18 protein-coding genes are annotated in these 24,867 nt (G+C 44.4%); 11 read left to right on the top strand and 7 right to left on the bottom strand.

Going from position 1 to position 24,867, the window contains the following annotated elements; genetic code table 11:
• Positions 1-58: 58 nt before the first annotated feature.
• Entirely contained in the window at positions 59-385 is a 327-nt protein-coding gene (locus tag NBH07_RS14645; RefSeq protein WP_009018680.1) for a PadR family transcriptional regulator, read from the top strand.
• 12 nt (positions 386-397) lie between these two features.
• Positions 398-1,510 carry a PspC domain-containing protein gene (locus NBH07_RS14640; protein ID WP_009018681.1) on the top strand — a complete coding sequence of 371 codons (1,113 nt, stop codon included), beginning with the start codon at positions 398-400 and terminating at the stop codon, positions 1,508-1,510.
• Between the two features lie 241 nt (positions 1,511-1,751).
• On the opposite strand, the gene NBH07_RS14635 is transcribed toward NBH07_RS14640, so the two are convergent.
• The 3 genes from NBH07_RS14635 to NBH07_RS14625 all read right to left on the bottom strand — a co-directional run bounded on the left by NBH07_RS14635 (position 1,752) and on the right by NBH07_RS14625 (position 3,987).
• On the bottom strand, positions 1,752-2,147 hold the full coding sequence (locus tag NBH07_RS14635) for an HIT family protein (protein WP_005860824.1): 396 nt from the start codon (positions 2,145-2,147) through the stop codon (positions 1,752-1,754).
• Positions 2,148-2,161: 14 nt separating this feature from the next.
• On the bottom strand, positions 2,162-2,632 hold the full coding sequence (greA, locus tag NBH07_RS14630) for a transcription elongation factor GreA (RefSeq protein ID WP_005860822.1): 471 nt from the start codon (positions 2,630-2,632) through the stop codon (positions 2,162-2,164).
• 197 nt (positions 2,633-2,829) lie between these two features.
• Complete coding sequence (locus NBH07_RS14625; RefSeq protein WP_009018682.1) at positions 2,830-3,987, bottom strand: TlpA disulfide reductase family protein; 1,158 nt, start codon at positions 3,985-3,987, stop codon at positions 2,830-2,832.
• Positions 3,988-4,190: 203 nt separating this feature from the next.
• Here NBH07_RS14625 and pnp point away from each other — a divergent pair, with 203 nt between their 5' ends.
• A complete protein-coding gene (gene pnp / locus NBH07_RS14620; RefSeq protein ID WP_005860818.1) occupies positions 4,191-6,431 on the top strand; it encodes a polyribonucleotide nucleotidyltransferase in 2,241 nt (746 codons plus the stop codon).
• Between the two features lie 937 nt (positions 6,432-7,368).
• On the opposite strand, the gene NBH07_RS14615 is transcribed toward pnp, so the two are convergent.
• Together NBH07_RS14615 and NBH07_RS14610 are read right to left on the bottom strand one after the other, a co-directional pair.
• Positions 7,369-7,830, bottom strand: coding sequence for an outer membrane beta-barrel protein (locus NBH07_RS14615; protein ID WP_005860816.1), 462 nt, complete (start codon positions 7,828-7,830; stop codon positions 7,369-7,371).
• Positions 7,831-7,931: 101 nt separating this feature from the next.
• Positions 7,932-9,671, bottom strand: a complete 1,740-nt coding sequence (locus NBH07_RS14610; RefSeq protein WP_009276680.1) for a tetratricopeptide repeat protein — start codon at positions 9,669-9,671, stop codon at positions 7,932-7,934.
• Positions 9,672-9,916: 245 nt separating this feature from the next.
• Here NBH07_RS14610 and NBH07_RS14605 point away from each other — a divergent pair, with 245 nt between their 5' ends.
• A complete protein-coding gene (locus NBH07_RS14605) occupies positions 9,917-11,116 on the top strand; it encodes an ATP-binding protein (RefSeq protein WP_049762390.1) in 1,200 nt (399 codons plus the stop codon).
• Positions 11,117-11,204: 88 nt separating this feature from the next.
• Here the strand turns inward: NBH07_RS14605 and NBH07_RS14600 are convergent, their stop codons facing one another.
• Positions 11,205-12,833, bottom strand: coding sequence for a fumarate hydratase (locus NBH07_RS14600; protein WP_005860810.1), 1,629 nt, complete (start codon positions 12,831-12,833; stop codon positions 11,205-11,207).
• A gap of 125 nt (positions 12,834-12,958) precedes the next feature.
• On the opposite strand from NBH07_RS14600, the gene NBH07_RS14595 reads away from it, so the two are divergent.
• The 3 genes from NBH07_RS14595 (at position 12,959) to NBH07_RS14585 (ending at position 19,129) form a co-directional block, all read left to right on the top strand.
• Positions 12,959-15,208 carry a trypsin-like peptidase domain-containing protein gene (locus tag NBH07_RS14595; RefSeq protein ID WP_039849105.1) on the top strand — a complete coding sequence of 750 codons (2,250 nt, stop codon included), beginning with the start codon at positions 12,959-12,961 and terminating at the stop codon, positions 15,206-15,208.
• Between the two features lie 265 nt (positions 15,209-15,473).
• Positions 15,474-17,165, top strand: a complete 1,692-nt coding sequence (locus NBH07_RS14590) for a tetratricopeptide repeat protein (protein WP_009018688.1) — start codon at positions 15,474-15,476, stop codon at positions 17,163-17,165.
• 209 nt (positions 17,166-17,374) lie between these two features.
• On the top strand, positions 17,375-19,129 hold the full coding sequence (locus NBH07_RS14585) for an LruC domain-containing protein (RefSeq protein WP_008781076.1): 1,755 nt from the start codon (positions 17,375-17,377) through the stop codon (positions 19,127-19,129).
• 105 nt (positions 19,130-19,234) lie between these two features.
• Here the strand turns inward: NBH07_RS14585 and typA are convergent, their stop codons facing one another.
• Positions 19,235-21,031: a translational GTPase TypA gene (gene typA, locus NBH07_RS14580; protein WP_005860802.1), complete on the bottom strand. Its 1,797-nt coding sequence runs from the start codon at positions 21,029-21,031 to the stop codon at positions 19,235-19,237.
• A 170-nt stretch (positions 21,032-21,201) separates the two neighbouring features.
• On the opposite strand from typA, the gene rpsO reads away from it, so the two are divergent.
• The 4 genes from rpsO (at position 21,202) to NBH07_RS14560 (ending at position 24,779) form a co-directional block, all read left to right on the top strand.
• A complete protein-coding gene (rpsO, locus tag NBH07_RS14575) occupies positions 21,202-21,471 on the top strand; it encodes a 30S ribosomal protein S15 (protein ID WP_005864132.1) in 270 nt (89 codons plus the stop codon).
• Positions 21,472-21,630: 159 nt separating this feature from the next.
• Entirely contained in the window at positions 21,631-22,212 is a 582-nt protein-coding gene (locus tag NBH07_RS14570) for a helix-turn-helix domain-containing protein (protein WP_005860798.1), read from the top strand.
• A gap of 12 nt (positions 22,213-22,224) precedes the next feature.
• The gene (locus tag NBH07_RS14565; RefSeq protein WP_005860796.1) at positions 22,225-23,874 is read left to right on the top strand and encodes an AMP-binding protein; all 1,650 of its coding nucleotides are present in this window, start codon (positions 22,225-22,227) and stop codon (positions 23,872-23,874) included.
• Between the two features lie 86 nt (positions 23,875-23,960).
• Positions 23,961-24,779 (top strand): helix-turn-helix domain-containing protein, encoded by an 819-nt coding sequence (locus tag NBH07_RS14560; RefSeq protein ID WP_009018689.1) that lies wholly within the window; start codon positions 23,961-23,963, stop codon positions 24,777-24,779.
• The last annotated feature ends 88 nt before the right edge of the window (positions 24,780-24,867 follow it).

Raw genomic sequence — 24,867 nt, 5'->3', positions numbered from 1 at the left:
AGCATGTATTGCATAGTACATATGTAATACATACATTTGTAGCATAAAATTAAAAGAGATGAATGCAGAGAACGTAAAATCACAAATGAGGAAAGGGACGCTGGAATATTGCATCCTCCTGCTTCTCAAAAAAGAACCCGCTTACACCTCTGATATCATTCAGAAGTTACAAGAAGCGAAATTGATCGTTGTGGAAGGCACTTTATATCCTCTTTTAACCCGATTAAAGAATAGCGAGCTATTAAGTTATCAGTGGATAGAATCTACGCAAGGACCGCCACGCAAGTATTACCAACTGACCGAGAAAGGAGAACTATTCCTCGGCGAGCTGGAGACCTCATGGCAGGAACTAAATAATACAATAAACCACATCAGAAACAATTAAAACGAAAGAGTGATGAAGAAGACACTTACTGTTAATCTGGGAGGCACAGTTTTCCACATTGACGAAGACGCATACCAATTATTAGACAAATATCTGTCGAACCTGCGTATCCACTTCCGCAAAGAAGAAGGTTCGGATGAGATCATGGATGATTTCGAGATGCGTATCTCGGAGCTTCTTAACGAGCGTATCCGCTTAGGCTACGAAGTCATCACGATCGAGCAGGTAGAGGAAGTGATCAAACGGATGGGTAAGCCGGAAGAGATTTTCGAGGAGGAAGAGAAAAGCACCGACCACGAGGATAATTACCGGACGCAACAACAGGAGACTCATGCCCAGACGACCAAGAAACGCTTGATGCGTGACCCGGACAACCGTATTCTGGGAGGTGTCGCCGGAGGTTTCGCCGCCTACATGGATTGGGACCCGACTGCCGTACGTATCGTGCTTTTCCTTCTGATGTTCTTCTATGGAATCACGGTTCCGCTTTACTTCTTGTTGTGGATCATAGTACCGATGGCACGCACGGCGACCGAGAAACTCGAGATGCGCGGGCAAAGCGTGACGGTGGAGAATATCGGAAAGACCGTGACAGATGGATTCGAGAAAGTCAGCAATAACGTGAACGACTTCATCAGCTCGGATAAGCCGAGGAACTTCTTCCAAAAGCTGGCGGATGTTTTCGTTCTGGTCATCGGGTTCATCTTGAAGTTTTTCATCATATTAGCCGGAATCTTCTTGTTGCCGCCGCTAGTACTAGTCGTATTCATTCTGGTAGTCGTAACATTCGCTTTGCTCATGGGTGGAGCCGGATTCATCTATAATCTCTCTCCGTTCGGAGCGGACTTGATAAACGGAGCACCGCTGTCAATGGCAATCATGGGATGCATAGGGACGATCTTATTCATCGGCATCCCCATATTCTCCCTGATATACGCGATTTGCTGCCAATTGTTCAAGGTACGTCCCTTACCGACGCAAGCAAGATGGATATTATTAGCCTTATGGCTTATCTCCCTTGTATTATGTGGCGTATATATCCATCAATCCGGTATGCTATATGACTGGCATGATTACTGGAACGGTGTACACGGTTGGAACAGGCATGCCGTTTGGCTCCCCTAATCCTATTCGAAGATGTAAGATGAAGATATCAATTTAGTAGTTTATAATGTTTATTGTGTGTTTAAAAAAAGAAGGCCGCTCTGTCACAGAGGGGCCTTTCTTCTAAGGTTAACAAATTTATGAGTAAAAACCACTAATGAATCATATTAATGATTTGCTGTCCCCTTTGCATGATATTGTCACGCATAAAACAGCGGGTACAAATATAACCAATTTTTTATAATTAAAAAATTATATTCAATTATTTGAATTCTTTTCTAATCTTAGCGGCGATCTCAGCCAATTCTTCTTGACTTACAGCCAATTTCTTCCCGCCGAAATACATATCGGACTCCTTCGTGATAGGAATCAAATGGATATGCGCATGGGGCACTTCCAAACCCATGACAGCCAATCCTACACGCTTACACTCGATAGCGGTCTCTTGAGCACGAGCTACCCGTTTAGCGAAAGCTACCATCCGTCCCAGCATCGGATCATCGATATCAAAGATATAATCGACCTCCTTCTTAGGAATTACCAAGGTATGCCCCAAGGCTACCGGATTGATATCGAGGAAAGCAAAAAACTCATCGTCTTCCGCAACCTTGTGGCTAGGGATCTCACCCGCCACGATTCTACTGAAAATAGTTGCCATACGTCTTTCTGTTTTTAAATTGAAATATCCATAATCTCAAACGTCATCAAGCCGGAAGGCACACGGATCTCAACGACATCCCCTACCTTCTTTCCCATCAAACCTTGGGCGATCGGCGTGCTTACGGAGATCTTTCCTTCTTTTAGGTTAGCCTCCGAATCCGATACCAACGTGTAGGTCATGACAGCGTTATTCTTCGTATTCTTAATTTTCACCTTGTTCAAAATCTGAACCTCATCAGTTTTCACACGACTCTCATCGATCAGACGGGCGTTTGAGATCAAACCTTTTAACTGCGCAAGCTTAGCCTCCATGATACCTTGAGCCTCTTTGGCGGCATCGTACTCAGCGTTCTCGGATAAGTCACCCTTATCCCTCGCCTCAGCGATCTGGGCTGATATTTCAGGGCGCTTCACGGTCTCCAAATAGTTGATTTCAGCTAAAATCTTATCGTAGCCGTCCTTTGTCATATAACTAACAGCCATACTAAATCCTCCTTATTCTTTATATTAATATTGATTGATTATCGCATAATAAAAAAGAATCCCGACCAAGTCATATGGCCGGAACTCCCCTTTTTTATCATTTCAAGACTCCGCAAAGTTAGGTTATCTTTCTAAGATGAACAAGTTTACGAAAGTGCTTTATAACATATAAATCTGATGATTAAATCATGAACAATTTACAATACGGACTTGATGTCAGCCTCAAGTTTCTTCACGTCGTCCACCCGTTTAACCAAGTTTCCCTTGCGATCCAAGATAAAGATCGCCGGAAGCTGTTTCACGTTATACAACGCCGCGGTCTGAGAGTAAACCGACTGTGGATCACGCACGCAAGTCCAAGGTAAATTAGAAGCGGCGTTCTTCCAGAAGTGAAGATCACTATCCAAAGAGATCTGGTAAATCTCCAAGCCCTTATCGTGGTACCTCGTATATAAATCGCCAAATTCCATATTCAAGGCAGGAGACCATTCGGACATATAGGCCGTGAAGTTGATCAACACCACCTTACCTGTAGCGACAGAAGACAATTTCGTGTTTTCCCCATGTACATCCGGCAACTCGATATCCAAGAAACTAACCTCTTTCTTCTCCACCTTATCCAAGTCCATCGGGCGCTGGCTACGAATCACCTTTATCGATTGAAGAGCCAAGTTATACAGATGCTTAGCACGAGGGCTTTCCGGATAATAGTGATCGAAGCTGGTGGCTACGGCGCCATAAGCCTTCGAGTCGTTCTTGTCATACAAATCGAAGAACAGCAAGCCGTCGATTTGCTGGAACAAGGCAAAGTAAGCGGCAGCGGACATTGGGGCGGAATAAATATACTTACGAGCCACGTCCTTATAAGCCTCGGCGGCCTCGAGCACCTGACGGGAATATACGGAATCCGCCAACAGACCGGACTCAGACTCTTTCCGTAAACGATGGATCGCTTGGTTCGCGTCTAATTGAGCCAAGGTAATATTCTTGATCGCCTTGCAATTCTCTGAGCCCTCCACGCTATAAGAAGTAGCGAAAGTCCCGGCATCGGCCACGAACGAGATCGTCTCCGTAGAATCTACCGAGAAGTTGATCAATTGGTTATTCAGACGCAAGCGATAAAAATCCGGGAATGCCGGACGAGGCTTCGTAAAGCTGAATTTACCGGCCGCCGTCAGTTTTACGGAGTCCATCAACTCTACCGTCGACACACCTACATTCTCCAGATACATCATCTGGCCGTCTGCGCCGGACACTACACCTTCCACCGTAAAATCAGAATTCTTCTTACAAGCCGTGAACAAAAGCAACATAACACACAGCACAGCTAGTAAATTCGTAGATATTTGTTTCATTATTCCAGTTTGTCTATATTACTAATCCGGTGCAAATATACATTATTTTACAATTGTGGCACTATTATTCCGTATTTCTTCAAGGCTTTTTTCAAAAAAAGTGCTTTAAGACTGTTATTTCTTTTCATTTTCATGCAATTACAGGTAAACTTTCATTACATTTGCACCAATTTTTGACAGATAGAAAAATAAGAAAAAAGATTATGCTTAATCCAATTAACAAGACGATCGAGTTAGGTGATGGAAGAACCATTACCATCGAAACCGGGAAATTGGCCAAACAGGCGGACGGAGCGGTTACCGTTCGTATGAACAACACCGTGTTGCTCGCCACTGTTTGTGCCGCTAAAGACGCGAACCCGGGTGTTGACTTCATGCCGTTGCAAGTAGAATACAAAGAGAAATACTCCGCTTTTGGACGTTTCCCCGGAGGTTTTACAAAAAGAGAAGGAAAAGCTTCTGATTATGAAATCCTCACATCTCGTTTAGTAGACCGTGCGTTGCGTCCTCTTTTCCCAGACAACTACCACGCTGAGGTATATGTAAATATTATATTGTTCTCCGCTGATGGCGAAGATTTGCCGGACGCATTAGCAGGTTTGGCCGCTTCCGCCGCTTTGGCAGTTTCTGATATTCCTTTTAACGGACCGATCTCTGAGGTTCGCGTAGCTCGTACGGATGGAAAATACATCGTCAACCCAACTTCCGCGGAATTGGAGAAAGCTGATATCGACATCATGGTTGCCGCTACCATAGACAACATCATGATGGTTGAGGGTGAGATGAACGAGGTTCAGGAATCTGAGATGCTTGAGGCTATCAAGGTCGCTCACGAGGCTATCAAGGTACAATGCAAGGCTCAGCTGGAGTTATCCGAGGCTTGCGGCAAATTGGTAAAACGCGAATATTGCCACGAGGTAAACGATGACGAGTTGCGCAAGGACGTACACGACAAATGTTACGCCAAGGCTTACGCCGTAGCCACATCCGGTAGCGGCAAGCACGAACGCAGCGAGGCATTCGAGAAAATCGTAGAAGAATACAAGGCTCAATTCTCCGAGGAGGAGTTGACGGACGAGAAACTGGAAATGATCGGTCGCTACTATCACGATGTAGAGAAAGAGGCTATGCGCCGTGCCATCCTTGATGAGGGCAAGCGTTTGGATGGTCGTAAGACTACCGAGATCCGTCCGATCTGGATCGAGACAGATTGCCTGCCGGGTCCTCACGGTTCCGCTATCTTTACACGTGGAGAGACACAGTCTTTATCTACGGTAACTTTAGGTACGAAGTCTGATGAGAAAATGATAGACGACGTATTGAACCATGGATACGAGCGTTTCCTTTTACATTATAACTTCCCCCCATTCTCCACAGGCGAGGCCAAAGCAACACGTGGCGTAGGCCGTCGTGAGATCGGACACGGCAACTTGGCTCACCGTGCGCTGAAACGTATGATCCCGGACAACTATCCGTATGTAGTACGTGTAATCTCCGATATCTTGGAGTCTAACGGTTCTTCTTCTATGGCTACGGTTTGCGCCGGTACCTTGGCGTTGAGAGACGCAGGTGTCCCGATGAAGAAACCGGTATCCGGTATCGCTATGGGATTGATCTCCGAGAACAAGGGTACGAACTACGCGATCTTGTCTGATATCTTAGGCGACGAGGATCACTTGGGTGATATGGACTTCAAGGTAACGGGTACGAAAGACGGTATCACGGCAACTCAGATGGATATCAAGGTAGACGGTTTGTCTTACGAGATCCTTGAGAATGCTTTGGCTCAAGCTAAAGAGGGTCGTATGCATATCTTGGGCAAGATCTTGGAGGCTCAACCGGAAGCTCGTGAGGATTTGAAACCTCATGCACCTCGTATCGAGACGATGATTATCGGTAAGGAATTCATCGGTGCGGTAATCGGCCCGGGCGGTAAGATCATCCAAGGTATCCAAGAGAAAACGGGAGCTACGGTATCTATCGATGAGGTAGACGGCGTAGGAAAGATCGAGATCTCCGGCACGAATAAGGCTACGATCGACGCGGCTGTCAAGGCGATCAAGGCTATCGTCGCTGTTCCTGAGATCGGAGAGGTTTATGAAGGAAAGATTTCCTCTATCATGCCTTATGGTGCATTCGTTGAGTTCATGCCGGGTAAGGATGGTTTGCTTCACATTTCCGAGATCGATTGGAAACGTCTGGAGACCGTTGAGCAAGCCGGCTTGAAGGAAGGCGATACGGTTTCTGTCAAGTTGGTTGATATCGATCCGAAAACAGGCAAGTTCAAACTTTCCCGCAAGGTATTGCTTCCGAAACCGGAAGGTTACGAGGAACGTCCGCCAAGACCAGAAAGAGGTGAGCGTGGACCTCGCCAAGATCGTGGAGACCGTGGTCCTCGTCAGGATCGTGGTGATCGCGGACCTCGCAGGGAGTACAGAGACTAAGATAACGTCTTACACATTATATATAATCCCGGGTAGATTAAACGCTATCCGGGATTTTTTTTTATCAAATCATCTACCACACCTACAACTATAGCTATAGCTATAATCAATTGGTCATAAGTCATTTATCGGGTGGTGGTAGATAAATAGCATCTACCACTATCGGCTCGTATCTACCACCATTTACTACTTTTCAATCACAAAACACCACCGTCCCCTACTCGCCAACCGCATTATTAGTCCTATCTTTTTCAAGAAGCGACCGAAGATATAGACATTGCTTAGCTTGCCGGCTATCTGTTTAGCCATGCTTCATATATCATTTAATAAACTGATTAATTGATATTTATAGTTTTTCTTGGTATAAAACAAAAGTTTTCCGCTATAAAAACTTTTGTTTTCTCATGATGAAACCTTAGTTTCGTGCTTATGAAACTTTAGTTTTCCTTAGGAGAAACTATTTGTTCGCCTAAGGGAAACGCTTTTCTCATGCCGGAAAAGTCAGTACTACTTACTTATCCACGGGATATATACTGCAAGTGGCATAGAAGATATACTGTGTTGGCAAGGTAAGTACTACTGGTAATTTAGGATCATGTTGCCAAAACATGCCTTTTGAGGGATAACAGATCTATTATGCCTTACGGTACGCTCGTTGAGGTTATATCGGGCAAGGATGATCTGCTTCACATTTTCGAGATCGGCCGGAAGCGTCCGGAGACCGTGGTCCTCGTCAAGATCGTAATGATTGCGGGCCTCGCAGGGAGTACAGAAACTAAGATAAGGTCTTATACATTAATATATAATCCCGGGTAGATTAAACGCTATCCGGGATTTTATTTTATAGGACGTTACCATCTCCTAAGAAGTTCTTATATCTCGTTCTCCCAACGAATTTAGTCTTTATACTCCGTCGAACGATGTATCAAATGACCTATTAAAACTTATAGGCTACACCTGCCGCCAAAGCAAATTGCTGGAAATCCTTCGTAAGCTGGTATTTCCCTTCGGCACTTACATAAAAAGACGAGGAAATCGGATATTCCACACCAGCTCCAATATTTCCCCCAAATTCATTAGTCATGAAATGAGTATAAGTGACTCCCAGCAAAGGATAAACCTGCCATGTGTTTTTTATCGGAAATAAATAATGTACATCCGCACTAACCACATAAGAGGTACTACTGGCAAAATAGCAATCGAAAGAAGGCGACAAACGAATATGATCCGTTGCGTTCCAATTGAACTCAGCACCTAAGCGAAACGACTCAAAACTACTTGCTGTGCCGTAACCCACATTTATCCCGACACTTTTCTCTCCTTGTTGGGCAAAAACACTCAATATTTGTGTACACAAGCCCACGCAACTCAACAAAGTCAAAAGTAAAATTCTTTTCATCCCATTCATTTTTTGACTGCAAAAGTATCCGATAAGGTTGGATTCGGGGCTAAAACACTGTTCGCTTTTTGTTCGCTTTTTGTTCGCAGAGTTGTATAAGGCTAAAGACCAGCGATTAATTCATCCAGTTCATTCGGGGTTCCATCCTCTCCCTTTATTTTTTTATAAAGCCGTTTACGGGATGAGGATACGGAGGGTTTGGAGCGACCCAAGATTTTTGCCATATCAGTTACCTTGACTGATATCTTTATCAAGTAACAAATCCGGAGTTCTATCAATGACATTCCCGAATATAACTGATATAGACGATTCGTAAAATTATTGTATGTCTTATCTAACTCCTTCCGTAAAGCATTCCAATCTTCTTCCCTGATTATCTGATCTGCCTCATTCGTGGAATGGAATTTCATATAGATATCCGAATGCCTTAAATCCGACTCTAACAAATCACGCTCGGTACGCCGCAACTGTATTTGTTCATTGGTCACTTGCAAAAGTTCTTTTCGCACATGAAGCAATGAATTTGTATCTTCATGGTCTTTAGATAGTAAGGTTCCCAATTCATTCAATTTCGCGTTATTCGCTTCTACATATTGAAAACTTCTCTCATATTGTTCTTGCTTTTCCCGCTGAAGCGCCTCAAACTGCCTAGCCAACCGCTCTTTCTGCCGTTTCAGTCTATATATAAACAATAAGGTTATCGAAAGCCCCAATCCGAACAAGGATAATATCCGGTAAATACGAATCTGCATCCGGTCATTCTCGCCCTTTAGCCGTAAATTCTCAGTTTCCCGCTTTTGATAATTATATAAAGAGGTCATTTTACGGATTTCCTCCGAATCGGTTATCTTGCGGATGGAATCTTGCACTTGCTGGCCAAGACGGACATAGCGAATAGCCTCCCGATAATTCAACCGACGCTCATACAAAAGCGACAAGTACTCATAAATAGCGTCTCTAACATGTAAGTTAGGACTATCCAGGCACTTTCTTAAATAGTAATCGGCAGAATCCAATTTATTGAGTTCTAAATAAGTATTCCCCAAAACCGAATAAGTAGGATACATATTCCGGTCTACGGAATCTTTTAATGATTCAGACAAACATTCCAAAGCTTTATCATACATTACCAATTCCCGGTAAAGATCACCCAGCTCAGTCAATATACCGGAATATCGATGTCTATTTCCTGTTTCATTCGCTATAATTGCCGCTTTTTGAAAATAGAGAAGCGCACTGTCATTCTTATCGACCATATCATATACTCGGGCAATATCTCTCAGCACAAGAGAAAAACTAGTACTATCTCCTTTCAGTAATTTATACTCAGCCGCTTTCTCATACATACGGATCGCCTCTTCATATACATTCTGATAATCATAAAGCATCCCCATCTGCGAATAGACATTGGACAATAATCGGTACTTTCTCGTATCCCCCGCCACATCCAATGCCTTTTGGAAATACTTCAACGCTTCCGGGGCATCATTCAAATCCCGGTAGACACGGCCCATATAGTAATAAGACTCTAGTAATTTGTCTCGATCGCCATATGTCTCATAGAAAGCGGTGATTCGTTTGATCAAAGAATCAGAAGTATGCCGGACATACATCTTATCATTGACCTTCAAGTCGAGCAAGTCATAATACATACGCTGTTCCTCATCAAAGGACGAAAGGCTATCCCGCAATCGATCCAACAAAGGGCGGGCTTCCTCCGGATTTGTATCCGCAAGGGATTCGATCCGTGACAGGGTAGCGGGGTAAGGCTTCCCCCGATGATCGCAAGCATAAAAAGCCGAGATCAAGACCGACATCAAGAGGATGTATATACGAGGCATTGGAAATCTGTTTTATCACTTAAACGCAACAAAGGTAAAAAATTAAAGTGTAATAGTTTCATTGATATTTATACAAACTTTTGAAAGCCAATACGCAAAGTACGCTACGACCGGATACTTACAGGTTTTGCTTCTTACTCTTAACAAAAAAAATACCAGATTTGCTTTTTGCCCTTAACAAATCCATGTACTTTTTGCTATCTATCTTGAATAAATCGTATATTTGTCATTCAATCAATCAGCGTATGGATAGTCTATTTATTAAACAAGAACGATTATTGGCACAAACGAGTACCCATATCATAAGGGAACTCATGAACCAAATTCACTGGGATAATCCTCTGATCGCCATCAGAGGATCAAGGGGTGTCGGAAAAACAACACTCATGTTGCAATACATCAAACTGAATTTCCAGCCGGGAAGCAGGGAGGTACTTTATTGCACGCTCGACAGCATCTATTTCAGTAATCACACCCTATCTGAACTGATTGAGCGGTTCTATTTGCAAGGAGGAAAACAATTATTCCTTGATGAAGTACATAAATATCCCACTTGGAGTAAAGAGATAAAAGAGGCCTACGACCTGTATCCATCTCTACGAATTGTTTTTAGCGGTTCTTCCCTATTGAATATATTGAATGCGGATGCCGATCTTTCCAGACGTTGCCTACCATATAATATGTACGGACTTTCCTTCCGGGAATTTCTCATGTTCTATAAGCAAATTGATATACCTGTCTATTCCCTACAAACGATACTGGAAAATCCAGGAAACATTTGCCGGGAAATAAATGAGAAATGTCGCCCCGTACAAATGTTTAACGAATATCTCCACGAAGGGTATTACCCCTTTTTTACGGGTAACAGAGAAGATTATTATATTAATATCGAGAATGTGGTCAATCTCATTATTGAGCAGGAACTCCCGTTGCTGTGTGGCGTAGATCCTGCCTATACACGGAAGCTAAAGGCTTTGATGGGTATCTTAGCTACCTCTGTTCCTTATGAGCTGGACATCACGAAACTAGCGGGAATGATCGGACTTTCCCGAAACTCTGTCATCAATTACTTACAGAATTTGGACAAGGCGGAATTGCTCAAGTTATTGTACTCGGATTTACTATCTGTCAAAAAGATGCAAAAACCGGATAAGATTTACCTACAGAATCCCAACCTATTGTACGCCATAGCTTCCGCTCCCGTACAGATCGGGACGGCAAGGGAAACTTTTGTCGTCAACCAGTTATCCGTAAATCATAACGTGGAATATGGAAAAACAAAAGGTGACTTTATCGTAGACCATACCTATACCTTCGAGGTAGGAGGAGCGGATAAAACATTCAAGCAAATAGCGGATCTCCCCGATTCCTTCATCTTGGCTGACAATATGGAGTTCGCCACCGGCAAGAAACTACCGCTGTGGATCGTGGGATTAACCTATTAAAAAAACACGTACGACTTTTTTTTAGAAAAAAGCGGTATCCAGCTTGCCGCCGGATACCGCTTTTCATTTATCTTTACCGATCAAGGAATCAGCAACGAGGCTTGATCTGCTTGAAGAAGTCATTACCCTTGTTATCTACCAAGATAAACGCGGGGAAGTTCTCTACCTCGATCTTCCAGATCGCTTCCATACCCAATTCCGGATATTCCACGCACTCGATGCTCTTGATATTGTTCTGAGCCAAGATAGCCGCAGGGCCACCGATAGATCCTAGGTAGAAACCGCCGTGATTCTTACAAGCGTCCGTAACTTGCTGGCTACGGTTACCCTTCGCCAACATGATCATGCTACCGCCATGGCTCTGGAACAAGTCAACGTATGAGTCCATACGACCCGCGGTCGTCGGGCCCATAGAGCCACAAGCCATACCTGCCGGAGTCTTAGCCGGGCCCGCGTAATAAATAGGATGATCCTTGATGTATTGGGGAAGATCCTCGCCACGATCCAGACGCTCCTTCAACTTAGCGTGAGCGATATCACGGCCCACGATGATCGTTCCGTTCAATGACAAACGAGTAGATACCGGATATTTATCCAATTCCTTCAAGATATCTGCCATCGGTTGGTTCAAGTTGATCTTGACAGCGTCGCCCTCACCCGCTTGACGAAGTTCCTCCGGAATCAATTCGCCGGGATGGCTATCCAACTTCTCGATCCAGATACCTTCCTTATTGATCTTACATTTAATATTACGGTCCGCAGAGCAACTTACACCCAAACCTACCGGGCAAGAAGCGCCGTGGCGAGGCAAACGGATGATGCGAACATCATGTGCCAGATATTTACCACCGAATTGAGCGCCCAAGCCAATATTCTGGGCGGCGGCCAATACCTCTTTCTCCAACTCCACGTCGCGGAAAGCACGGCCACCCTCGCTACCGGTCGTAGGCAAACTATCATAGAAACGGGTAGATGCCAACTTCACCGTCAATAAATTCTTCTCAGCGGAAGTACCGCCAATCACGATCGCTATATGATACGGAGGACAAGCGGCCGTACCCAATGTCTTGATCTTCTCTACGAGGAAGGGAACCAATGTACCCGGATTCAAGATCGCTTTTGTCTCTTGGTATAAATAAGTCTTATTGGCGGAACCACCTCCTTTTGTCACGCAAAGGAACTCATACTCCATGCCTTCCGTAGCCTCGATATCGATCTGGGCCGGCAAGTTACATTTCGTATTTACCTCATCGTACATATTCAGCGGAGCGTTCTGGGAGTAACGAAGGTTCTCTTCCGTGTAGGTCTTGTAAACACCTAAGGAAAGCGCTTCTTCATCACAGTAACCGGTCCAGACCTGCTGGCCCTTCTCGCCGTGGATAATAGCCGTACCGGTATCTTGGCAGAAAGGAAGTACGCCTTTAGCCGCTACCTCGGCGTTGCGAAGGAATGTCAAGGCCACGTACTTATCGTTGTCCGTAGCTTCCGGATCGCTTAGGATCTTTGCGACCTGCTCGTTGTGAGAACGGCGAAGCATGAATGATACGTCGCGGAAAGCGGCGTTAGCCATAGCGGTCAAACCTTCTTTAGCGACTTTCAAGATCGGTTTTCCTTCAAACTCAGAAACGGAAACATAATCTTTTGTAAGCAAATAATACTCTGTTGTGTCCGGTCCCTTTTGGAACATCGGCTCGTAGTGAAACGGAGGTGTTGCCATATCTTTAGAATTTAATTATATATTGGTTTTATTTAAGTTTGTCCGTACTTTTCGATTGGCAAACTTAGCGAAAAAACTTGATATATAGATCATGGGGTAAAGAAATATAGTTATATTTGCCCGATATGAAAAAGTTGACCTCTTTATACATTATATTCCTGCTAACGATGCTCGGTTTTCAAGGAAATCTGAAAGCGCAGGTTAGCCACGGAGGCCGCCCGCTTCCGCTATCGCTCATGCGAAGTACAAACGGACAAATGTTTAAAGAAATGCCTCCGTTCGACGTTCAAGAGGAATTGCGTATCGACTCGCTGAATGAGAGCGACCTAAGAAGCGGTTTCCGTTTTGCCTATAAATTCATAACGGATTACAATCGGCACAATTCGGGCGTAACTTTCACCGGGCCGGATGGGACACGTGTATGGAGACTCGGGATCTTCTCGCCCGGGGCCCTTTCCATCAACGTGCTCTTCACGGAATATGAACTGCCCGAAGGCGCCCAGCTCTTCCTATACAATGAGGACCAGACACAGATATTAGGCTCGTTCAATCACCTAAACAACTCGGAGTTAAACCTATTGCCGGTCTCTCCTATCCAAGGGGATCGCCTGATCATAGAATATCAAGAACCGGCTAACGCCTCTTTTCAAGGAAGACTGACCGTCGGGGAAGTCAACCATGGCTACCGGAGCTTGCGGGGGTTAGAACCGGGAGACAACACCTCACTGATCGGTAAAATTCCACCGTTAGCTTGCTATCAAGATGGGACAAACGATTACGCCCAATGGGGGCAAAGCGTCGTTCTCCTGATCATAGACGGAAGCGTAGGGTGCACGGGCACCCTGATAAATAATACGGACAATGACGGAAAGCCTTATCTACTCACCGCCTCCCATTGCCTGAACAAGCAATTCACGATGAAAAACCCCGATTATGAGAAAATAGCCGGAAGTATCGTCTGCTTTTTCAACTTCAACAGCCCTTTCTGCGACCCGATCCTAAGGGGAACGGAAGAGATGTCTACCGCATCCACTTACTTCAAGGCGGTTAATGAAATGGCAGACATGGCCTTGTTGGAACTTACCGCCACACCTCCGGTTTATTACAGGCCTTATTACGCGGGCTGGAACGCACAAGAGGTAGGACCTGCCCCCTATACGTGCATCCAACATCCCCAATACTCGGTAAAGCGAATCAGTATATCCGATGAGGATCTGGCTCCCTTTACCTTGACAGATCCAAACATGATTTTTTACAAGAACGCTCATTGGCATGTCAAGACTTGGGAAGTAGGTTATACGGCCAGCGGTTCCTCCGGATCTCCTTTATTCAATGCCGACGGAGAGATTATCGGAGCGTTATCCGGCGGGCAGTCCAGCGAGAATAGCCCGAAGGATGATTACTTCTTCTCTTTGATGAAACCATGGGACGCAATCGATACCCCCGAGAGACAGCTCAAATATTGGCTGAACCCGTCCAATGACGAGACCAAGGTTTGTGAGGGACTTGATCCGTATAAATCAGCCCCTTGTTTCCGGTTGAGCAACATCTATGACTCCGGTAATCAAGAAAACGCCGAATGTACGCTCTATCCCGGGTCTGAAAAAGCGTATTTATTCGGGAACAACCCCGCCAATATCACTGAATATGCGGAAGCTTACCAAGTAGCCGAAGCGGGTACCTTATACGGAGCTTATTTCGTAACACCGCCTGCCGGAGCGAATTACAAACAGATGGAAGTGGAAGTTACCGTTTACAGCGGCGACTCTAAGCCCTCTACATTATTATATACGGAGACATTCCAACCCACCTATAGCAATAAATCGATATTGGACGATACGTTTATTGAGACCGCTAAATCCCTAAATCGGTCACAGGAAAGTTATATCCATTTCTCCAAGCCCGTGAACGTCAGCGGAAAGTTCTACATCGGCTATAAGCTCAAGAGCGTCCCGGAGAACACGTATTTCTCCGCTTACAATTTGCCCAAAGGCAAAACGACCCGGAATACGGCTTGGGTTCATGATAAAAACGGCTGGAGACAAGCTACCGAATATACGCAAGCAGGTTTTAGCACCTCCTTGTTTATCGATCCCGTCATTCAATACGGTAACCCCATCAGCAACGAAAAGCTCGAGGCGAACGAGCAGGTACTCATTCATCTCGGTCCGGAGAAAGGCATGGTACACCTTGTTTTGCCGGATGGAATGGAGAAAGCGACTTATACATTGCACTCGGCACAAGGAAAAGTGTCGGAAAACGGAGAGATCACGGACAGGCAAGCTACACTCCATTTCCTAAAATTAACATCTGGAGTCTACTTTCTAACCGTGCATTATGGCGAGGAGCATTATACACAAAAGATTATATTTTAATCAAAAAATATACAATAAGAGTTCTGGGAAACCATCCATTGAAAAGAATGGCAAGAGGTACACAGCCATATTTTTTCAATAATTCTACCCATATTTTATGTATAAAACAAGCCTAGGATTCATTAATAAGTATTAATTAAAAAGATTTTATCGCTTCTTTGCTATCCATAACAAAAAAATACTTTAGTTTTGCACGATAATGGCTAAGGGATAATTTGGAAGTGAATATATTAACATAGTAACATTTTAAACTTACATCAAGATTATGAACAAAAAGTTTTTATTGCCATTCTTCGTATTGGCAGCCATTTTAACTCTTTCTTCTTGTTCAAACAAGTTGAAACCGTTGGCAGAACAGTACATTAAAGCAGAGCCGCAGCCGCTAGAGGCTATCGGAGGCAAAGTTCCTGTAACGATCAACGCGACTTTCCCCGCTAAATGGTTCAACAAGAAAGCTGTTGTAACTGTAACTCCGGTATTGCGTTACCAGGGTGGCGAAGCTTGGGGCACTTCTTACACTTACCAAGGTGAGAAAGTAAAAGGTAACAACCAAGTAATCCCTCAAAAAGAAGGCGCTAACGTAACTATGAAGTCTTCTTTCACTTACAAACCCGAGATGAAAAAATCAGAATTGTATTTGACTTTCGACGCGAAGATCAAAAACAAGACTGTTAAATTGCCGGACGTAAAGATCGGTGAAGGCGTTATCGCTACTTCCGAATTGGCAGACGCAGCTACTGCTACAGCAGCTATCGCTGCTGATAAATTCCAACGTATTATCAAAGAGGCTCATGACGCTAACATCATGTTCTTGATCCAACAAGCTAACCTTCGCGCTCAAGAATTGAATTCTGACGCTATCAAAGAATGGAAAGATCTTGTTAAGAACGCAGACGAGGCTCCGAACCAGAATGTAGCTATCGAGATCAGCGCTTACGCTTCTCCTGATGGTGGTTTCAAATTGAACAACACGTTGGCTGAGAATCGTGAAGGTAACACTTCTAAATATTTGAACAAAGAATTGAAGAAGATGAAAGTTGACGCTCCGGTTGACGCTCGTTACACAGCTCAAGACTGGGAAGGCTTCAAGGAATTAGTTTCTGCTTCTAACTTGCAAGATAAAGACTTAGTATTGCGTGTGATCTCTATGTACCAAGATCCTGAGACAAGAGAGAAAGAAATCAAGAATATCTCCGCTGTTTACTCTGACTTGGCTGAGACTATCCTTCCGCAATTACGTCGTTCTCGTTTGACCGCTAACATCGAGATCATCGGTAAGTCTGACGACGAGATCAGCGCTTTGGCGAAGAGCAATCCTTCTGAGTTGAATATCGAGGAAATCCTTTACGCCGCTACATTGACGAACAACGACAATGAAAAGATGGCTATCTATACAAAAGCTTCTGAATTGTATCCTAACTGCTACCGCACTTGGAACAACATCGGTATGATGGCATTCAAGGCTGGTGATTTGGCTAAGGCTGAGCAAATGTTTAACAAGTCTAACTCTGTTAAGAATAACGCTTCCGCTAACATGAACTTAGGTTTGATCGCATTAACGAAGGGTGACCAAGCTAAGGCTCAACAATTGTTCGGTAACGCTGCCGGCGTAAACGAATTGAGCGAGGCTCTTGGCGTTCTTTACTTAGAGCAAGGCGAATATGCTAAGGCTGTTAACTCTTTCGGTTCTGTTAAGACTAACAACGCTGCTTTGGCTCAGATCTTGGTTAAGGATTACAGCAAGGCTTCTCAGACTTTGAACGGTGTTGCTAAACCTGATGCTATCACCTCTTACTTGAAGGCTGTTGTTGCTGCTCGTACAAACGACGCTAACGGTGTAGTAAGCAACTTGAAGGCCGCCATCGCTGCTGACAAGAGCTTGGCTAAGGAAGCTGCTATCGACTTAGAGTTCGCTAAATATGCGACTAACTCTGACTTCTCAGCTTTAGTAAAATAATTAGAAAATATTCTTTCTAAATAAGAAAAAGACCTCATCCTTTTGGATGGGGTTTTTTTATATTCCACCCACTCAAGCCTATATTTCAGAATATTGCAACACTTCAAAATAAATATTGATTATCAATGACTTTTTTATAAAATAAATCCGTAGATTTGCAAAATTCAATAAAGTTGTTGTAAATATTAATCAAATAGGGTAAAGAAATTATGAGATCACAAATCTGGAAACAAATGGTGTGGGTATTTTGTCTGCTCTTCCTTATGGAATCATGCGTTAAGCATGACATTTATCAAGGAGAAGACCCCTCGGTAGATCCTCAAGAACCTACCAAAGAAAAAGAAGATTACATAGCCCAGTTCGAGAATTTCGAGAACATACAGGTTAGCATATCTTCTCAGCATGAAGGGACCCTATATTCTATTTATTATGAATATCCTTATGAGGAAGGCTCTTTAGTCAAAGATCCTTATTTAATTGGTAAAACTCCGATCCATATGGCCCTGGAAGTACCTAAACACGTAAAGAAACTCTATATCCTAAGAGGGGATGGGGAACTTATCGAGAGCGATGTAAAGGACATCACGATCGGAAGCGATACCAAAAGCAGCTTACGGGCTACAAATGCGATCAGTGATGAAGTCCTTCATCTGATCAATAACAAATACTTTCCAGAAAAAGCATACAATGTAAAAAGCGAGGATTTATATAGATGCTCTGATCTAAAAATCACGGAAACCGTTTTTACCAGTAGCTTTGAGAAAGCGGATATTTGGCTAACCTATATAAGCGATGGAGGAATGTCCAAAGGCAACAGTAATATGCATGGTAAAATTTGGTTCTATACATATCCCTCCGAGAAGATGGAGAACCTTACTTTAGATGACTGCACCTTCTATGGAAAAACTAATGGTGCTATCCAAGTCACTGACTTCAATACGATCAACCAAGGCGATAATTATATATTCTACTCCAAAGAAGAACAGCCAAAGGCCCAAGCAGGAGAATATACCCGAATACCCTTGGGAAGATTCGACAAGGGGCTCAACGTCGGCTTCGTATATCGAGGCACAGACCGTCCACAGTTCTCCACTCCGGCATTAAATGGGCCGGATAACAATAAAGTACCAGATAATGGGACATTCTCCCATAATTACGTAGGCCATACCTTAAAATATGGTAATTCCTCTTTCAAAATAGAGAAAAACGTAGCAAATGGCTTCATTCACCACATTCAAGAAGGTGATTTTGAAGGAAATGTACTGGGAATGGAAAATCGCTGCCCAAACTATAGGGCCTATGATGGAGACTACAACGATATGCTTTGTCTAATCGAAAGTAATCCCGTTGCCATCGAGCCGGCAGAGCCGGTAACCCCTCCCGTCATAGAATCGCAAACGAACAAGAAAGGATTCCTCCTGTTCGAAGATAATTATCCAAACCAAGGCGATTTCGATTTCAATGACGCTGTCATATATTATAGCATCACAGCATATACCGATAAGAGTACCGCAGATGTTTATGCCCAGTTACTGGCTAAAGGCTGTACATTCCACAACCAATTTGGATTTAAGGACGCCAATGGACTAACTCCCTTTTTCTCCGATGTCAATGGATATGTCAATGTGAGAAAATTCGACAAGGAACCGGAAAGTGGGATTACAAAGACATTAACATATAGTGCGACTCAGCTGATCATGCCTTACATTGATAACGGGAAGGGACCGGTAAGTAAAAACGTCAAGAATACGGATCTATACCCATATGTATTGGATATTCCTTATTCGGAAAGTCAACCTTTCCGTTGGTGTATAGAGAATAAAAGCATCGACGAAGCTTATAATTTTGACCAAGATTACCGAAAGGCACATGGAGATTGGTATGAGACTCCTAAAGATGAATCGTTAGTGATACAATTTACCACTCCGGATGAAGAGAAGAAAGATCCGGAAAATAAAGAATGAAGGATACACACTCATTGAAGGATCTCTAAAATCCTAACATCATATAAAAAACGGCGAGCTTTTTAAAGGCCCGCCGTTTTTTGTATCTATTAATAGAAGAATATATTATCTACCTTGGCGCTTACGCTCTGTCTCATCCAAGATGATCTTACGCATACGCATATTATTCGGGGTGATCTCTACGTACTCATCGCCCTTGATGTACTCAAGCGCATCCTCTAGGCTGAATACGATAGGAGGAGCCAAGGAAACTTTGTCGTCCGAACCAGAGGCACGCATATTCGTCAACTTCTTGGATTTGGTAACATTTACCACCAAGTCATTGTCCTTGGTATGCTCACCAACCACCTGTCCAGCGTAAACCTCCTCGCCCGGGGCGATGAAGAAACGTCCGCGGGATTGCAAGTTATTCAGGGCATAAGCGAAAGCCTGACCTGTCTCCATAGCGATAATCGAACCATTCATACGTCGTTCGATATCACCCTTCCACGGTTGATATTCCAAGAAACGGTGTGCCATGATAGCCTCACCGGCAGAGGCGGTCAATACGGCGTTGTTCAAACCGATAATACCACGGGAAGGAATCGTGAATTCTAAGTGCATACGACCATTCTTGCTTTCCATCATGGTCATCTCGCCCTTACGCTTCGTTACCATATCGATAATACGGCTAGAGCATTCCTCCGGAAGATTCACCGTCAATTGCTCTACCGGCTCACATTTCTCACCATCGATCTCCTTGATGATAACCTGAGGCTGACCTACCTGCAACTCGTATCCCTCACGACGCATCGTCTCGATCAATACAGACAAGTGAAGCACGCCACGGCCATATACCAACCAAGAATCAGCGGAATCAGTAGGAACTACGCGTAAAGCCAAGTTCTTATCCAATTCTTTCTGCAAACGGTCAAAAATATGACGGGAAGTAACAAACTTACCATCCTTACCAAAGAACGGAGAATTGTTGATCGTGAAAAGCATAGACATCGTAGGCTCGTCGATAGCGATCGTTGGCAATGGCTCCGGCTCGTTCACGTCGGCGATAGTCTCACCGATCTCGAAACCATCGATACCGATAATAGCGCAAATATCCCCGGACTGCACGGAATCAACTTTCGTACGTCCCAAGCCCTCGAATACATCCACTTCCTTGATCCTCGATTTCACCATACTACCATCACGCTTACAAAGCATGACATCTTGGCCCTCTTTCAACTCGCCACGGTGTACACGTCCTACGGCGATACGACCTACATACTTAGAATAATCCAAAGAAGTAATCAACATCTGCGGAGTACCCTCCAACATCTTTGGTTCGGGGATATACTTGATGATCGCATCAAGCACAGCCGCGATATCCTCTTTCGGCTCCTTCCAATCCTCGGACATCCAGCCCTGCTTGGCGGAACCATAAATAGTAGGGAAGTCAAGCTGCTCCTCGGTAGCATCCAGACTAAACATCAAGTCGAATACCATTTCCTGCACTTCCGACGGGCGGCAATTCGGCTTATCCACCTTATTAATTACCACGATCGGCTTCAAACCCAGTTGAATCGCTTTTTGCAAAACAAAACGAGTCTGCGGCATAGGCCCCTCAAAGGCGTCTACCAATAGCAAACAACCATCCGCCATATTCAAGACACGCTCCACCTCGCCACCAAAGTCGGCGTGGCCCGGAGTGTCAATAATATTGATCTTATATCCCTTATAATTGATAGACACGTTCTTGGCAAGAATCGTGATACCTCGTTCCCGTTCCAGATCATTGTTATCCATGAACTGATCCGGTTCTGCCTGTCCTTCACGGAAAAGCTTACCGGCTAATAACATCTTATCCACGAGCGTCGTTTTGCCGTGGTCTACGTGCGCGATAATCGCAATGTTTCTGATCTTTTGCATTGAAGACTAATTTATTGGCTGCAAAAATACGATATTTTTACGATATATATATGACATTCATGCTTCAAAACACAAAAAAGATAGTAGAATCTATTGCAAATCAAAAAGGAATGTCTACCTTTGCGACCGCTTAGATAACATAGTATTAATTTATTAAAGTAAAAAGAATCATGTATTTAGATTCAGCGAAGAAAAAAGAATTATTTGAAAAGTATGGCAAATCAGCAACTAACACAGGTTCTGCTGAGAGCCAAATCGCATTGTTCACATTCCGTATCTCTCACTTGACAGAGCACTTGAAAGTGAATCACAAAGATTACGCTACGGAAAGATCATTGAAGATGTTGGTAGGTAAACGTCGTCGTTTATTGGACTATCTGATCAAGACTGACATCGAGAGATACCGCGCTATCATCAAAGAACTTGGTATCAGAAAGTAAGAAAAAGCTTACTCGAAAATATTAAAAAGGGCAATCCCAAATGGGTATTGCCCTTTTTATTTGTCTTAATCCTAGATATAATAAAATATTAATGTAAATTTGCGCCGTTTAGTATCAAATTATCAAACATTACAGGACTATAAATAACAAATCATACACATGGGAAACAACAAAATTATAGGCGCGAAAATTAAAAATATCCGGGAATCGAAACAACTCTCTATCGAGGAGGTAGCCGAACGCTCCGGGTTAGGTATCGAACAGATCGAACGTATCGAGGGTAACTTGGATTTTCCATCTTTGGCCCCTCTTATCAAAATAGCACGGGTATTAGGGGTACGTTTGGGTACATTCTTGGATGACCAAGCGGAGCTAGGCCCGGTCGTATGCCGCAAAAAGGACAGCGAGGCCGATGGTATCGGGTTCACGAACAACGCGACACAAGGGCACAAGCATATGGATTACCACTCGCTCTCGCAAGATAAGTCCGGCCGCCATATGGAACCCTTCTTGATCGAGATCGCTCCCTCCGAGGAAGGCGAGGATTTCATCCTGTCCACGCATGAGGGAGAGGAGTTTATCTACGTATTGAATGGCGTCGTAGAGATCAATTACGGAAAGAACACCTATATCCTAGAGGAAGGCGATAGCATCTATTATGATTCTATCGTGGCGCATCATGTACATGCGGCAGCCGACAACAAGGCCCGAATCCTAGGAGTTGTCTATACACCTTATTAAATCCGGCGTTTTATGGAATTACATAACAGAACCCTTGGCCAATGGCTGGAACATTGGGCCGAGACTACACCGGACAAGGAATATATCGTTTATTCGGACCGTGACTTACGTTTCACTTGGAGCGAATTCAACAAGCGTGTGGACGACATGGCGAAAGGCATGCTGGCGATCGGTATCACTCATGGCACACATGTCGGCGTATGGGCGACAAACGTACCGGATTGGCTGACTTTCTTATATGCCGGAGCCAAGATCGGTGCCGTACTGGTCACGATCAACACCAACTATAAACAAAGCGAACTGGAATATCTGGTTGAGAACGCCGATATCCATACGATGTGTATCACGGACGGCGTGTTTGATGGAAGTTACGTGGACATGGTCTATACCATGTTGCCGGAATTGAAGACCTCTCAACGGGGGTATTTGAAAAGCAAGCGTTTCCCACGCTTGAGAAATGTAGTATATATCGGACAGGAGAAATACAGGGGTATGTACAATACGCCCGAGATGTTGCTCCTCGGACAAAATATCAAGGATGAGACCTTAGAGGCTGCCAAAGCGAGAGTAAATTGCCACGACGTTGTCAATATGCAATATACTTCCGGTACGACCGGCTTCCCGAAAGGGGTCATGTTGACTCACTACAACATCGCCAACAACGGTTTCTTGACGGGTGAGCATATGAAATTCACCGCCGACGATAAGCTTTGTTGCTGCGTACCTCTCTTTCATTGCTTTGGTGTGGTATTAGCTTCCATGAACGTATTGACGCATGGATGTACGCAAGTGATGGTCGAGAAATTCGATCCGCTATTGGTATTAGCTTCTATACATAAAGAGCGTTGCACGGCCGTGTACGGCGTGCCTACCATGTTCATTGCCGAGCTGAACCACCCGATGTTCGAGATGTTCGACCTCACGTCGTTACGTACCGGTATTATGGCAGGTTCTCTTTGCCCGGTTGAACTCATGAAAACCGTGGACGAGAAGATGCATATGCGTGTAACCAGCGTGTATGGATTGACAGAGACCTCACCGGGTATGACCCACTCCCGTATCGAAGATCCGGCCGAGGTGCGTTATAATACTGTAGGCCATGAGTTCGAATTTACCGAGGTACGGGTTATCGATCCGGAGACCGGCGAAGAATGCCCCGTCGGCGTACAGGGTGAGATGTGTAACCGCGGTTATAATAACATGAAAGGTTACTATAAAAACGAAGCCGCCACCAATGAGGCGATCGACAAGGATGGCTTCCTGCATTCCGGCGACTTAGGCGTGAAAGACGAGAACGGCAACTATCGGATCACCGGCCGTATCAAGGACATGATTATCCGCGGGGGCGAGAATATCTATCCCCGTGAGCTGGAGGAGTTCCTCTATCATTTCCCCGGCGTGAAAGACGTGCAAGTAGCTGCTGTTCCTTCCAAGAAATATGGAGAGGAAGTGGGTGCCTTTATCATCCTTCACGATGGCGTGACGGCTACGGAGGAAGAGGTGAAAGACTTCTGCCGCGGAAAGATCGCCCGGCATAAGATCCCGAAATACATCTTCTTCGTCGATACCTTCCCGATGACCGGAAGCGGAAAGATACAGAAGTTCAAGTTGAAAGACCTCGGGCTGAAACTATTGCAAGAGCAAGGTATCACGCCGGCCTAACGATTTAGTGGACAGTTAACAGTTACTTTAAAATCCTCATAATGGGCGGCACGATCTTCCCGTGTCGCCCATTTTCCTAAAGAACGATGGACGGGATCAACACACTGCGTTACTCGGATTTATTTTTAGCGATGTATTTCGATGGCGGAAAGAGCTGCCTGCACCGGAATCATTCGCACGTGTTGGTGTATGTATACTCCGGAGAGATGGTAATCGACGAGAAAGGCCAAATCACCCGGTTACATAAAGGAGAATGCGCTTTCATCCGCAAGGACTTCAGCGTGCAGATGACGAAACAAGCATGGAATGGCGAGCAGTTCAAGGCGATCTTCTTGATGTTCACCATGAAGTTCCTACGCGACTTTTACAGCAAATTAGATCGAAATACTCTCCCTAAAGATGCCAAGCGAGATCAGGTAAGCCTTTACAAGCTACCGTCCAACCGTCCCGATATCGTAAGCTTGTTTGAGTCGATGACCCCTTATTTCAATTCCAAGATCCAACCGACAGACGAATTGCTGCAACTAAAAATGGTCGAGGGCGTTTATGTGTTGCTCAATACCGACAAGAATCTATATGCCTCTATCTTCGATTTTACCGATCCATGGAAGATAGACATACTGGAATTCATGGAGCGGAATTATATGAACGATATTTCCATGGAAGAAATCGCCAACTATACGGGACGCAGTCTCTCCACATTTAAACGTGATTTCAAGAAATGTAGCGCTCTCTCGCCCCGGGAATGGCTCATCCAACGCCGCCTTGAAGCCGCACATGGGCTGATACGTAAAGGGGGGCGTAAGGTCTCGGAGATTTGTTTCGAGGTAGGCTTCAAGAACCTTTCCCATTTCTCGAAAATCTATAAGATAGCGTATGGCGTACCGCCAACCGAGGATATATAATATTTATAATGGGCCACACAACAAAGCTATTTGAACCACATAACAAAGCCTCCATACCACTCCCTCCTTATCTTCGCGACATAAATAA

The organism is Parabacteroides sp. B2-S-102, assembly GCF_023656665.1.
GTDB classification, from domain to species: Bacteria; Bacteroidota; Bacteroidia; order Bacteroidales; family Tannerellaceae; genus Parabacteroides; species Parabacteroides distasonis.
This window is presented reverse-complemented; position numbering and strand designations above follow the sequence as displayed.

Bases quoted from the DNA above. Each gene is read 5' to 3' on its own strand.
- NBH07_RS14610 (WP_009276680.1), bottom strand. From the start codon at position 9,671: ATGCCTCGTATATACATCCTCTTGATGTCGGTCTTGATCTCGGCTTTT.
- pnp (WP_005860818.1), top strand. From the start codon at position 4,191: ATGCTTAATCCAATTAACAAGACGATCGAGTTAGGTGATGGAAGAACC.
- NBH07_RS14635 (WP_005860824.1), bottom strand. From the start codon at position 2,147: ATGGCAACTATTTTCAGTAGAATCGTGGCGGGTGAGATCCCTAGCCAC.
- NBH07_RS14565 (WP_005860796.1), top strand. From the start codon at position 22,225: ATGGAATTACATAACAGAACCCTTGGCCAATGGCTGGAACATTGGGCC.
- NBH07_RS14560 (WP_009018689.1), top strand. From the start codon at position 23,961: ATGGACGGGATCAACACACTGCGTTACTCGGATTTATTTTTAGCGATG.
- NBH07_RS14625 (WP_009018682.1), bottom strand. From the start codon at position 3,987: ATGAAACAAATATCTACGAATTTACTAGCTGTGCTGTGTGTTATGTTG.
- greA (WP_005860822.1), bottom strand. From the start codon at position 2,632: ATGGCTGTTAGTTATATGACAAAGGACGGCTACGATAAGATTTTAGCT.
- typA (WP_005860802.1), bottom strand. From the start codon at position 21,031: ATGCAAAAGATCAGAAACATTGCGATTATCGCGCACGTAGACCACGGC.
- NBH07_RS14645 (WP_009018680.1), top strand. From the start codon at position 59: ATGAATGCAGAGAACGTAAAATCACAAATGAGGAAAGGGACGCTGGAA.
- NBH07_RS14600 (WP_005860810.1), bottom strand. From the start codon at position 12,833: ATGGCAACACCTCCGTTTCACTACGAGCCGATGTTCCAAAAGGGACCG.
- NBH07_RS14590 (WP_009018688.1), top strand. From the start codon at position 15,474: ATGAACAAAAAGTTTTTATTGCCATTCTTCGTATTGGCAGCCATTTTA.
- NBH07_RS14605 (WP_049762390.1), top strand. From the start codon at position 9,917: ATGGATAGTCTATTTATTAAACAAGAACGATTATTGGCACAAACGAGT.
- NBH07_RS14585 (WP_008781076.1), top strand. From the start codon at position 17,375: ATGAGATCACAAATCTGGAAACAAATGGTGTGGGTATTTTGTCTGCTC.
- NBH07_RS14570 (WP_005860798.1), top strand. From the start codon at position 21,631: ATGGGAAACAACAAAATTATAGGCGCGAAAATTAAAAATATCCGGGAA.
- NBH07_RS14595 (WP_039849105.1), top strand. From the start codon at position 12,959: ATGAAAAAGTTGACCTCTTTATACATTATATTCCTGCTAACGATGCTC.
- rpsO (WP_005864132.1), top strand. From the start codon at position 21,202: ATGTATTTAGATTCAGCGAAGAAAAAAGAATTATTTGAAAAGTATGGC.
- NBH07_RS14640 (WP_009018681.1), top strand. From the start codon at position 398: ATGAAGAAGACACTTACTGTTAATCTGGGAGGCACAGTTTTCCACATT.
- NBH07_RS14615 (WP_005860816.1), bottom strand. From the start codon at position 7,830: ATGAAAAGAATTTTACTTTTGACTTTGTTGAGTTGCGTGGGCTTGTGT.